The following is an 11618-nucleotide window of genomic DNA, read 5'->3' as shown; positions in this document are numbered from 1 at the left end:
CGCGTGTACACGTCGGGCACGCGCACGTCCGTCAGCGGCAGCGCCGCCCGGGCGTCCAGGGCGGTGACCGCTGACCTGTGGCGCGAGCAGCACCGGAAGCCGGGTCGTGCGCGGCTTCGCCGGAACCTCGGCCACGGCACGCGGCAGTGCCTGCTCGACCCCGTGCACCACGGACAGATGCCGGTCGGCCCGCCCGAACGCCGTGTACACCCACGGCCGGCTGAGCGCCTGTGCCGCATCGCCGGGCAGCACCACGACCACCGCGGGCCAACGACTCCCCACGGCCTGGTGCGCGGTCAGCGCCCACCCGTGCCGCACCGACTGCTCCACCCGCTCCTTCGGGACCACGACGGTCTCGCCCTCGCACGACAGGTGCAGCCCCTCGGCGTCCGCCGTCACCACCCGGCCCGGCAGGGCACGCCCCGGCACGGGGGAGTGGACGATACGGTCACCGGGGTCGAAGCCGCCGAAGCGGCCCGGGCCCGGATTGAGCCGCTCCTTCAGCGCGGCGTTGAGCACCCGCGTCCCGACGGCCCCGCCGTGCCCGGGGGTGATCACCTGGGTCTCCTCCGCCGGCACACCGATCGCCCGCGGCACCGAGTCCACGACGAGCTGTACCGTCCGGTGCACGGCCTCGCCCGCATCCCGCACCGGCACGATCACGAGCTCCTTGCCGGGAGCCTCGACCTTGTTCAGCTCGCCGATGCCGACACCGGAGACCAACTCGCCCAACGGCCCGGGGTCCGGACGTCGCGAGGCCACCTGGGGGCAGATCCGTGCCGCGAGCAGGTCCGCGAACACCCGGCCCGGGCCGACGGACCACAGCACCGCCGGATCCCCCGCCAGGACCAGCCGTGCCCCGTCCGGCATCGACTCGGTCAGCAGAGCCGCTGTCTCGACATCCAGCTGAGGCGCGTCGAGCACGACGAGCAGATCGAGATCGAGGGCCCCGTCCGCGTCCCGGCCGGGCCCTTCGAGGCCGGCCAGCAGTCCGGAGACGGTGGCGACGGGGAGGCCGATGCTCGAGGGAGCGTCAGCAGCGGGGCGGCCGGGCGCGTTGTCGGCGGCCGCACCGGGCTGCCGGGGGGCGTCGGCCGCCCCGCCCGCCGGCCCGCCGGCCGTCCGCAGCAGAGCCGCGAAACGGTTGCGGCCGATCGGGCCGTGCGTGGCCGCCCAGGCCCGCAGTCCGAGGGACCGCGCGGCGTTCAACAGGGCCGCAGGCTCGGCCAGGGACGCCTCCCCGCCGGTGTGCAGCACCAGGCCCTGACCGGCCACCGCGCGGATCAGCTCCGCGGCGGACCCCTGGGCCGCGGCGGCGGCCCGCTCCCAGTCCGCGGCCGAACCGTCCTGCTTGGGCGCCGAGTTGACCAGCCGTGCCAGGCCGTCGGCCAGGCTCTCCTCCGCCAGCGCGTACCGCTCCAGTCCGACCAGGACACGGACCGGACGCTCCTCGTCCTCCTCCGCGCCGTCCTCGTCGGTCCGGGCCGGAGTACCGGCCTCCTCCTCCAGGGCGTCCTGGAAGACCAGGGCCTCACCCTCCGCGATCGCGCCCTGGACGGCACCGTCGGGTTCCGGCACGCCCCGCTGGGCCAGGGCCGCGAGGAGCGCGGGCATCTCCAGGGCGGTGTGCCCGGCCAGCGCCGCCTGCTCCAGGAGCCAGCCGGTGAGGGCGCGGCCGCGCCGCTCGTCGTCCGGGCCGCACTCGGCGCCGAGCAGGGCCCGCGCGAAACCGTCGGCCTGCTCGGGACGCACACCGGCGATCCGCAGCAACTGCCAGGGGTCGACTCGCAGTTGTTCGTCCGCACCCTCGCCGAGAGCCGCGGCGACCTGCGGTGCGAGCACCTCCGGCGCACCGCCTTCGCCGAGCACCTGCCGGACGGCCTGAACCGCCTCCGGCGCGGGAGCCGCCGACGCGGCGACGTGCTCGGGAGCCACCGGCTGCGGCCGCCGCTCCGGCTCGGGGGCGGGGCGCCGGGGGGCGGGCCGGGGCTCTTCGAACACCGTGGCCACCGGCTTCTCGCCGCTCTCGACGGCCCGTACGGCCGCGAGCAGATCGGCGGCCTTGCCGCTCAGCTTGGTGCCGCTCTCGATCGGCGACTTCTTCTCGGCCTTGCGCTGCTCGATGCGCTCCCGCTCGGCCTGCTGCGCCCGAAGCTCGGCCTCCGCCTCGGACACCTGCCCGGTACCCGCGTCACCGCTCTCCGCTTCGGACCCTGGCCCGGCGCCCCCGTCACCGCCATCCGCCTCGGACACCTGCCCGGCACCCGCGTCACCGCTCCCGGCCTCGGACACCTGTCCCGCGCCGCCGTCACCGCTCCCGGTGGCGGACCCGGCGCCCGCGTCACCGCCCTCGGTGTCGGGCGCTTGCCCGGCGTCGGTCCCTTCGCCCCTGCCGGCCCCATCGGCCGGTGCCGGTGTGACCTCGGCGCCCGGCGTCCCCGGCTCGGCGTTCTCCGTGGTCTCGGGGTCCGTGCTCACAGCGTGCTCCAGTCGTGATCGGGATAGCGGTGCACGGGTACCGACACATCGTCGAGCGCCCGGCAGATCTCGTCAGGAAGACTAAGGGTCTCCACTGACAATGCCGCCGTGAGCTGCTGCGCGTTGCGCGCGCCGACGATCGGGGCGGCCACGCCTGGCCGGTCGCGCACCCATGCCAGGGCCACCTGGAGCGGCGTCACCGCCAGTCCGTCGGCCGCGGTCGCCACGGCGTCCACGATGCGGCTCGCCGTGTCGTCGAGGTAGGGCGCGACGAAGGGCGCGAGGTGCTCCGAGGCACCACGCGAGTCCGGCGGCACCGTGTCGCCCCGGTACTTGCCCGTCAGCACGCCGCGCCCGAGCGGCGAGGAGGGCAGCAGTCCTATGCCCAGGTCCAGCGCGGCCGGCAGCACCTCGCGCTCCACCCCGCGCTGGAGCAGGGAGTACTCCAGCTGCGTTCCGGCCAGCCGGGTCCGGGTGCCGGGTGCCGCCAGCTGCCAGGTCGCGGCCTTGGCCAGTTGCCAGCCGCAGAAGTTGGAGACGGCGGCATACCGTGCACGTCCGCTGGAGACCGCCAGGTCGAGGGCCTGGAGGGTCTCCTCCAGCGGGGTGTCCGGGTCGAAAGCGTGCACATGCCACAGGTCGACGTGGTCCGTGCCGAGCCGGGAGAGCGAGGCGTCCAGCGCGGAGAGCAGATGACCGCGGGAGCCGTCGAAGCGGCGGTCGGGGTCCGGCACGCTGCCGGCCTTGGTCGAGATGACCAGGTCCCGGCGCGGCACCAGCCCTTCCATGAGCCTGCCGAGCAGGTACTCGGCCTCACCGTCCCCGTACACGTCCGCGGTGTCGACGAGGGTCCCGCCCGCTTCCCAGAACGTCTTCATCAGGTCCGCGGCGTCGTGCTCGTCGGTGTCCCGCCCCCAGGTCAGGGTGCCGAGCCCGATGCGGGACACACGAAGGCCGGTGCGGCCGAGATGCCTCTGCTCCATGAACGCCGAGATTACTGGCCAGAACCTACGTGTGGGTGGCCGTGGGCGACGGATTTCCCTGGGCGGCCGGTCGGTTGCCCCGAGCCGGCCGCAGCCCGTCGTCCGCGGTCAGCACGTGCCGTCCGACACCTGAAGCCCCTTGTTCGCGCCCGCCGTCCGGCTCACGACGGCCGGCACGCAGCCCGCCGCGTCGAGACGGTAGGAGTACGGGATCGCGACCGTGGTGTTGGACTTCGGGTCGGGACCGGCCGGGTGGTTCGCGCTGCCGGGGCGGGACCAGGTCACGTTGTCGAAGACGTTGCCGCCGACCTGCCAGAAGCCGGCCTCGTCGGTGTAGAAGGTGCCGAGGACGTCCTTGGAGTCCTCGAAGTAGTTGTTGTCCACCTTGGCGCGGGCGCCGGCCCGGGAGTTGATGCCGGACTCGTTCAGACGCACGTAGTGGTTGTTGTAGAGGTGCGCGATGCCACCACGCAGCAGCGGGGCGCGGGAGTCGATGTTCTCGTACCGGTTGTAGTGGTACGTGATGTAGCCGTTGGAGCGGTCGCTCTCGCTGTTCCCGACCAGGCCGCCCCGGCCGGAGTCGCGCAGGACGCTGTAGGACAGGGTCACGTACTGGGTGTTGTCCTTGAGGTCGAACAGGCCGTCGAAGCCCTCCGATTCGCCGCCCGACGCCTCCAGGGTCGTGTGATCGATCCAGACGTTGCGCACGTTGCGCTCGATGCCGATGGCGTCTCCGCCGTTGGACGTGGGGGAGCCCGACTTCTTGACGTTCCGGACGATCACGTTCTGGACGATGATGTTCGTCGATTCGCGGATGTGTATGCCCAGTTGGTCGAAGAGGGCGCCGCTGCCGACCCCGACGAGGGTCACGTTGCTGACCTTCTTCAGCTCGATCACGCCGTCCGCGGTGTCGCAGCTGCCCCCCGACACCTTCTTGGTGTTGGCGTGGTTGATGGTCCCGGTGACCTCGATGGTGATCGGGGTGCTCGTGCTCGCTCGGCCGCACAGCGCCTGGTGGATCGCCGTTCCCGTGGTCGCCCGGACCGTCCGGCCTCCGGCGCCGCCGGTGGTCCCGCCGTTCTGGGCCGCGTAGCCGGTGGCGCTTCCGGTCGCGGCCGAGGCCTCGGGCATCGACACGAGCGTGCCCGTCGCCGCGGCCAGGGCCAGTGCGGCCAGCGCCGCCGGGAGTCTCAGGGGGAGTGCTCGCTTCATACTTGCTCTCCGTCCGTCATCGGAAGCTGGGTGGTGGAAAGCGCTTTCCATGGCGAAAGGTAGGAACTTGCTGTGGGCGCGTCAATGGTCGCCACCATGATTTCTGTTCACAGCTCTGGACGACGGGTCGTCTGCGGCCGTGTACCTCCACCCGGCCCGCGCGCTAAGGTGCCCGCACAGGCACGTTACTGATCAGTAAGGGGATGTGGCATGCAGCTCGGTATCAACCTCGGCTACTGGGGTGCCGGAATGGACGCGGACAATCTGGCCGTCGCCCAGGAAGCCGACCGGCTCGGGTACGCCGTCTGCTGGGCCGCCGAGGCCTACGGCTCCGACGCCGCCACCGTACTGAGCTGGGTCGCCGCACAGACCGAGCGCATCGACGTGGGTTCCGCCATCTTCCAGATCCCGGCCCGCCAGCCCGCGATGACGGCCATGACCGCCGCCACGCTCGACTCCCTCTCCGGCGGCCGCTTCCGCCTCGGCCTCGGCGTCTCCGGCCCGCAGGTCTCCGAGGGCTGGTACGGCGTCAAGTTCGACAAGCCGCTCGCCCGCACCCGCGAGTACGTCGAGATCGTCCGCAAGGCCATGACGCGCGAGCGGCTGTCCTACGAGGGACAGCACTGGACGCTGCCCCTGCCCGGCGGCCCGGGCAAGCCGATCAAGCTGACCGTGCACCCGCAGCGCGAGCACATCCCGCTGTACATCGCCGCGATCGGCCCGAAGAACCTCGAGCAGACCGGTGAGATCGCCGACGGCGCCCTGCTGATCTTCCCGTCCGCCGAGCACCTGGAGGACACCACGATCAAGTACCTGCGCGCCGGACGCGAGAAGGCCGGCAAGACCCTCGACGGGTTCGACGTCTGCCCGACCCTGCCGCTCGCCGTCGGCGACGACAAGGACGTGGCCGCGCTGGCCGACACCTTCCGCCCCTACACCGCGCTGTACGTCGGCGGCATGGGCAGCCCCAAGCAGAACTTCTACAACCAGCTCGCCCAGCGCATGGGCTACGAGCGGGAGGCCGCCGAGATCCAGAGCAAGTACCTCTCCGGCGACAAGCAGGGCGCCGCGGCCGCCGTGCCGCACGACCTGATCGACAAGACGACCCTGCTCGGTTCCGTCGACCGGATCGCGGACCGGATGAAGGCCTACGCCGCCGCCGGGGTCACCACCCTGTCCCTCGCACCGGCGGGCTTCACGCTCGACGAGCGGCTCGCGTCCCTCCGGGCCGGTACGGAGGCCCTGGAGCGCGCCGGACTCGCCTGAACAAGACGGGGAGTTTCAGCGGCCGTGGTGGGGGCTCGGGGGTCTTCCCCGCCACGGCCGTCACGCGGAACAACGCGCCGGGGCCGCCCGCGGTTACGGCACCGCCGCCTCTTGTCCGGCCCGGCCCGGCGCGGCCCTGCGTCCTCCATTCGGCGGAGTTGTCCCTCACACCTGTTGCAGCGCCCTCCACCCCGCACTTGACTCGTTCTCCGCGGAACCCTGCGGAACGCCGCAGTACGCCCACGCGCGCGGGAGAGGTGCCCACGATGCTTTCGGCCAAGAGTCTGTTCCAGGAGATCCTCGACAACGACGAGTCCTTCGCCCTGTTCTGCTCCATCGCCGCGAGCGGCGAGACCCAGGGCGGCTGGGAGAACGCCCGGATCGCCGCCCTCGTGCCCGAGGCCGAGCGAGAACTCGCCCCCAAGATCAGCCGGCACGGCGCCGACGAGGACAAGCACGGCCGGATCTTCAACGCCCTGCTGAAGAAGCGCGGCCTGGACCCCGTCCCGGTCCCGCCCGAGACCGACTACACCATGCTCCTGGAGAAGAACGGCATCGGCCTCGCCCACGCCCGGCTGAACCGCGATGAGCGGCTCACGGTCCAGGACATCGTCACCTACCTCTCGCACAGCAGGGTCACCGAACAGCGCGCCTCCGAGCAGATGGACCTGCTCCGCAAGCACTTCGCCGAGCATCCCGACGTCGGCCGCGCGGTCAAGCAGATCTCCCACGACGAGGACAACCACCTCGCCTACTGCCACGAGGAACTGCTGCGCTTCGCCTACGCGGGCCACGGCCGGGTCATCCAGCGCACCCTGCGCGAGTGCGCACTCGCCGAGATCCGGATCTACCGCGACGTGAGCCTCGCCGTGATGGCGCACATGGGCCGCATCCTCGGCTGGTCCAAGGCCAAGTCGGCGGTGCTCGTGGCGGGCATCCACGCGATGTACGCGTATGAACGCCTGGGCGGCTGGCGCCGGATGGTGTCGCTGACGCCGCCCGAGCGCCGCAACGCCCTCGGCGGCCCCGCGACCCCGGAACCCGAGTTCGCCTGAGCCGGCCTCCCTACAGCCATCCCCGGCGCTTGAACAGCCGGAAGACCATGATTTCCAGGGCGGCCATCAGGGCCATCAGCGCCGGATAAGACCAGACCCAGTGCAGCTCGGGCATGTGCTCGAAGTTCATGCCGTAGACCCCCGCGAACATCGTGGGGATCGCGGCCATGGCCGCCCACGCGGAGATCTTGCGCATGTCGTCGTTCTGCCGGACGCTCATCTGCGCCAGATGCGCCGAGAGGATGTCCGACACCAGCCGGTCCAGATTCTCCACGGACTCGTTCACGCGCGTGAGGTGGTCGTTGACGTCGCGGAAGAACGGCCGGGCCCGGTCGTCCACGAACGGCACGGCCACCCCGGTCGTCGCCGTGCCCGCCAGCCGGCTCATCGGCGGGGCCAGCGGCCCGGTGGCCCGGCGGAACTCCAGGACCTGCCGTTTGAAGTCGTAGATCCGGGAGGCCGTGTTGCGTGAGCCTCCGCCGTCCGGCGAGAAGACCTCCGCCTCCAGACCCTCCAGGTCCGTCTGCAGTTCGGTCGCCACGTCCAGATAGTGGTCGACTGTGGCGTCGGCGACCGCGTACAGCACGGCCGTGGGGCCTTTGCCCAGCAGCTCCGGCTCCTGCTCCAGGCGGTGGCGTACGGCCTTCAGCGGGGAGCCCTCGCCGTGCCGGACGGTCACCACGAACGAGTCCCCCAGGAAGATCATGATCTCGCCGGAGGAGACGGTGTCGCTCTGCGGCTCGTACGCCACCGGCTTGAGCACCACGAAGAGCGAGTCGTCGTACACCTCCAGCTTGGGCCGCTGATGGGCCTTGAGGGCGTCCTCGACGGCCAGCGGGTGCAGCCCGAACTCCTGGGTCACATGGTCGAACTCGTCCTCCGTCGGCTCGTGCAGCCCGATCCACACGAACCCGCCCGCCGTGCGGGCCTCACCCAGGGCGTCGGAGAGGTCCTCGGGCCCTTCCGTCCGATGTCCTTCGCGGTAGATGGCACAGTCCACGATCACGAAGCGAGTCTCCCGTCACTCGAACGAACACCACACGCGCGCGTGCGCCTACGCTGGAGCGCATGCCCACGCTGATCCTGGTCAGGCACGGACGCTCCACCGCCAACACCGAGGGACTGCTCGCCGGCTGGACGCCCGGTGTCGCCCTCGACGAGCGCGGCGCCGCACAGGCCGCCGCGCTCCCCGGGCGGCTGGCCGAACTGCCCCTCGCCGAAATCGTCACCAGTCCGCTCCAGCGCTGCCAGGAAACGATCCGGCCGCTGCTCGACGCCCGGCCCGGCCTGAGCCCGCACACCGACGAACGCATCGGCGAGTGCCACTACGGCGACTGGTCCGGACGCAAGCTCGCCGAGCTCAAGGACGAGCCCCTGATGGAGGTCGTGCAGGCGCACCCCTCCGCGGCGGCCTTCCCCGGCGGGGAGTCCATGCGGTCCATGCAGACGCGCGCCGCCGAGGCCGTACGCGAGTGGAACGCGCGCGTGGAGCGCGACCACGGCGCCGACGCCGTCTACCTCATGTGCTCGCACGGCGACATCATCAAGTCGCTCGTCGCGGACGCCCTCGGGCTTCACCTGGACCTCTTCCAGCGGATTTCCGTCGAACCGTGTTCCATCACCGCGATCCGCTACACACGACTGCGGCCGTTTCTCGTACGGCTCGGCGACACCGGTGACTTCACGTCCCTCGTCCCGCGCGAGGAGGCGCCGGGCGGCGAGGCCGAAGTCGGGGGTGGTGCGGGCGCACCGTGATCGTTCGCCGCAGTAGGGTGAAGCGGTCGCAGCAGTGCCGTGGTCACACGGTTCCCACGATTCCAATGGAGACAGGACGTGTCCCGTCAGGTGTTCCTCTACGACCATCCGGAGCGTTTCGTGGCCGGTACGGTCGGACTGCCCGGGCGCCGTTCGTTCTTCCTCCAGGCCTCCGCAGGCTCCCGGGTGACCAGCGTGGCCCTGGAGAAGACCCAGGTCGCCGCCCTCGCCGAGCGCATGGACGAACTGCTCGACGAGGTCGTACGCCGTAGCGGCGGCAGCGCCCACGTCCCCGCCGTCGCACCGTCGGACACCGACACCGCCCCGCTGGACACTCCCATCGAGGAGGAGTTCCGGGTCGGCACCATGGCGCTCGCCTGGGACGGCGACGAGCAGCTCATGATCGTCGAGGCGCAGGCGCTCGTGGAGCTGGACGCGGAATCCGAGGAGGACCTCGCCGAGGCCGAGGAGCGGCTGCTCCAGGACGAGGAGAACGGGCCGCCGATGCTGCGGGTCCGGCTCACCGGCACGCAGGCCAGGGCCTTCGCCAAGCGCGCCCTCGACGTCGTCAACGCCGGACGGCCGCCGTGCCCGCTGTGCAGCCTCCCGCTCGACCCGGAAGGACACGTATGTCCGCGCCAGAACGGATACCGCCGCGGAGCGTGACGCCCCCCGCGAACGCCGCCGAGCTGCTCGCCCGGGGCGAACTGACCGTACGCGGACGCATCCGCGAGGCCTCCAACGCGGCCCTGTACTGCACGGTGTCCTGCGACGGCGAGGACGCGGCCTGCATCTACAAGCCGGTCGCGGGGGAGCGGCCCCTGTGGGACTTCCCCGACGGGACGCTGGCCCAGCGCGAGGTCGCCGCGTACGCGGTGTCCGAGGCGACCGGCTGGGGCCTCGTGCCGCCCACCGTGCTGCGCGACGGGCCCTACGGCGAGGGCATGTGCCAGCTGTGGGTCGAGGTGACGCCCGAGGCGGAACTGCTCGCCCTGGTCGACGGCGAGGAACCCGAGCCCGGCTGGAAGGCGATCGGCTTCGCCGAGGTCGGCGAGGGACGCACCGCACTGCTCGTGCACGCCGACGACGAACGACTGCGGCGGCTCGCGGTCCTGGACGCGGTCATCAACAACGCCGACCGCAAGGGCGGTCACCTGCTGCCGACCGGTGGGGGACGGCTGTACGGCATCGACCACGGCGTCACGTTCAACGCCGAGAACAAGCTGCGGACCCTGCTGTGGGGCTGGGCGGGGGAGCCCCTCACCCCGGAGGCCGTCGACGTCCTCGAAGGTCTCAGGAAGGGTCTGGCGGAGGGCGGAACGCTCGCCGCGCGGCTCGAACCGCTGATCACCGGCGCCGAGATCGACGCCACCCGCGCCCGCGTCGGCGCCCTGCTCGCCTCGGGAACCCACCCGGAGCCGAGCGGGGAGTGGCCGGCGATTCCCTGGCCACCCGTGTAGCAGCACAGGCGCCGGATCACCGCAAGAGCGCCTTCTCGGCCGAGTGGACCGCTCCCATTCGTATGTGGAACTTCAGTCCGGTTAGGCTCATGGCATGCATGCCTGGCCCGCTTCCGAGGTCCCCGCCCTGCCTGGTCAGGGCCGCGACCTGAGGATCCACGACACCGCGACCGGCGGCCTCGTCACCCTCGACCCCGGTCCCGTCGCCCGTATCTACGTCTGTGGCATCACCCCGTACGACGCCACGCACCTGGGACACGCGGCGACCTACAACGCGTTCGACCTCGTGCAGCGCGTGTGGCTCGACACCAAGCGCCAGGTTCACTACGTCCAGAACGTCACCGATGTCGACGATCCCCTCCTGGAGCGGGCGCAGCGCGACGGCGTCGACTGGGCCGCGCTCGCCGAGAAGGAGACGGCCCTCTTCCGCGAGGACATGACGGCCCTGCGGATGCTGCCGCCGCGGCAGTACATAGGTGCCGTCGAGGCCATACCCGGGATCGTCCCGCTCGTCGAACGGCTCCGGGACGCCGGCGCGGCCTACGAACTGGACGGGGACGTCTACTTCTCCGTCGAGTCCGACCCGCACTTCGGCAAGGTCTCGAACCTCGACGCCGCGGCGATGCGGCTGCTGTCCGCCGAGCGCGGCGGCGACCCGGACCGCCCCGGCAAGAAGAACCCGCTCGACCCGATGCTGTGGATGGCGGCCCGCGAGGGTGAGCCCAGCTGGGACGGCGGATCGCTCGGGCGCGGACGCCCCGGCTGGCACATCGAGTGCGTGGCCATCGCCCTCGACCACCTCGGCATGGGCTTCGACATCCAGGGCGGCGGCTCCGACCTCGCCTTCCCGCACCACGAGATGGGCGCCTCGCACGCCCAGGCCCTCACCGGCGAGTTCCCCATGGCCAAGGCGTACGTGCACGCCGGCATGGTCGCCCTGGACGGCGAGAAGATGTCCAAGTCCAAGGGCAATCTGGTCTTCGTCTCCAGGCTCCGGCACGACGGCGTCGACCCGGCCGCCATCCGGCTCACACTGCTAGCCCACCACTACCGCGCCGACTGGGAGTACACCGACCAGGTCCTCCAGGACGCCGTCGCACGGCTCGGCCGCTGGCGGGCCGCCGTGTCCCGGCCCGACGGGCCGCCGGCGGAGGCGCTCGTCGACGAGATCCGCGAGGCCCTCGCCGACGACCTGGACGCCCCCGCCGCGCTTGCCGCGGTCGACCGCTGGGTCGCGCTCCAGGAGCGCAGCGGCGGCACGGACATCGGCGCGCCCGGGGTGGTCTCCCGGGCGGTGGACGCGCTGCTGGGTGTGGCGCTGTAGTCCGAGACGGACAGAGGGGGGGGGGGCGGGCGGGGGGGGGCCCCCCTCGGTGGGTGGGGGGCCCCCAGACGGCCGACCACACGGG

At 72.0% G+C, this 11618-nt stretch carries 9 protein-coding genes and 1 pseudogene; 6 read left to right on the top strand and 4 right to left on the bottom strand.

All coding sequences use genetic code 11. The features are described 5' to 3' along the window. The 3 genes and pseudogenes from ABT116_RS33335 to ABT116_RS33325 form a co-directional block, all read right to left on the bottom strand. Window positions 1-2478, bottom strand: a 2478-nt coding sequence (locus tag ABT116_RS33335; RefSeq protein ID WP_351641401.1) for a helix-hairpin-helix domain-containing protein, incomplete at its 3' end; no start/stop codon positions are given. Beyond that, window positions 2475-3461: an aldo/keto reductase gene (locus tag ABT116_RS33330; protein ID WP_351641399.1), complete on the bottom strand. Its 987-nt coding sequence runs from the start codon at window positions 3459-3461 to the stop codon at window positions 2475-2477. The genes ABT116_RS33335 and ABT116_RS33330, both read right to left, overlap by 4 nt. Window positions 3462-3572: 111 nt before the next feature. Then, window positions 3573-4673 (bottom strand): annotated as a pseudogene (locus ABT116_RS33325) (pectate lyase family protein); the annotation flags it as partial. 210 nt (window positions 4674-4883) lie between these two features. On the opposite strand from ABT116_RS33325, the gene ABT116_RS33320 reads away from it, so the two are divergent. Further along, on the top strand, window positions 4884-5939 hold the full coding sequence (locus tag ABT116_RS33320; RefSeq protein ID WP_351641398.1) for an LLM class F420-dependent oxidoreductase: 1056 nt from the start codon (window positions 4884-4886) through the stop codon (window positions 5937-5939). Window positions 5940-6205: 266 nt separating this feature from the next. Beyond that, entirely contained in the window at window positions 6206-6994 is a 789-nt protein-coding gene (locus tag ABT116_RS33315; RefSeq protein WP_351641397.1) for a ferritin-like domain-containing protein, read from the top strand. Window positions 6995-7004: 10 nt separating this feature from the next. Here the strand turns inward: ABT116_RS33315 and corA are convergent, their stop codons facing one another. Continuing rightward, a complete protein-coding gene (gene corA / locus ABT116_RS33310) occupies window positions 7005-8000 on the bottom strand; it encodes a magnesium/cobalt transporter CorA (RefSeq protein ID WP_351641395.1) in 996 nt (331 codons plus the stop codon). Window positions 8001-8062: 62 nt separating this feature from the next. Between corA and ABT116_RS33305 the strand changes: the two genes are divergently transcribed. The 4 genes from ABT116_RS33305 (at window position 8063) to mshC (ending at window position 11533) form a co-directional block, all read left to right on the top strand. Then, window positions 8063-8749: a histidine phosphatase family protein gene (locus ABT116_RS33305; RefSeq protein ID WP_351641393.1), complete on the top strand. Its 687-nt coding sequence runs from the start codon at window positions 8063-8065 to the stop codon at window positions 8747-8749. Between the two features lie 78 nt (window positions 8750-8827). Next, window positions 8828-9415: a DUF3090 domain-containing protein gene (locus ABT116_RS33300; RefSeq protein ID WP_248507471.1), complete on the top strand. Its 588-nt coding sequence runs from the start codon at window positions 8828-8830 to the stop codon at window positions 9413-9415. Beyond that, the gene (locus tag ABT116_RS33295; RefSeq protein ID WP_351641392.1) at window positions 9379-10209 is read left to right on the top strand and encodes an SCO1664 family protein; all 831 of its coding nucleotides are present in this window, start codon (window positions 9379-9381) and stop codon (window positions 10207-10209) included. Before ABT116_RS33300 ends, ABT116_RS33295 begins: the two co-directional genes overlap by 37 nt. A 94-nt stretch (window positions 10210-10303) precedes the next feature. Continuing rightward, window positions 10304-11533, top strand: coding sequence for a cysteine--1-D-myo-inosityl 2-amino-2-deoxy-alpha-D-glucopyranoside ligase (gene mshC, locus ABT116_RS33290; RefSeq protein ID WP_351641390.1), 1230 nt, complete (start codon window positions 10304-10306; stop codon window positions 11531-11533). The last annotated feature ends 85 nt before the right edge of the window (window positions 11534-11618 follow it).

Source organism: Streptomyces sp. NPDC002130 (assembly GCF_040296465.1).
Classification (GTDB): Bacteria; Actinomycetota; Actinomycetes; order Streptomycetales; family Streptomycetaceae; genus Streptomyces.
Note: the sequence above shows the minus strand (reverse complement) of the source record. Positions and strands in the feature narration are given on the sequence as shown.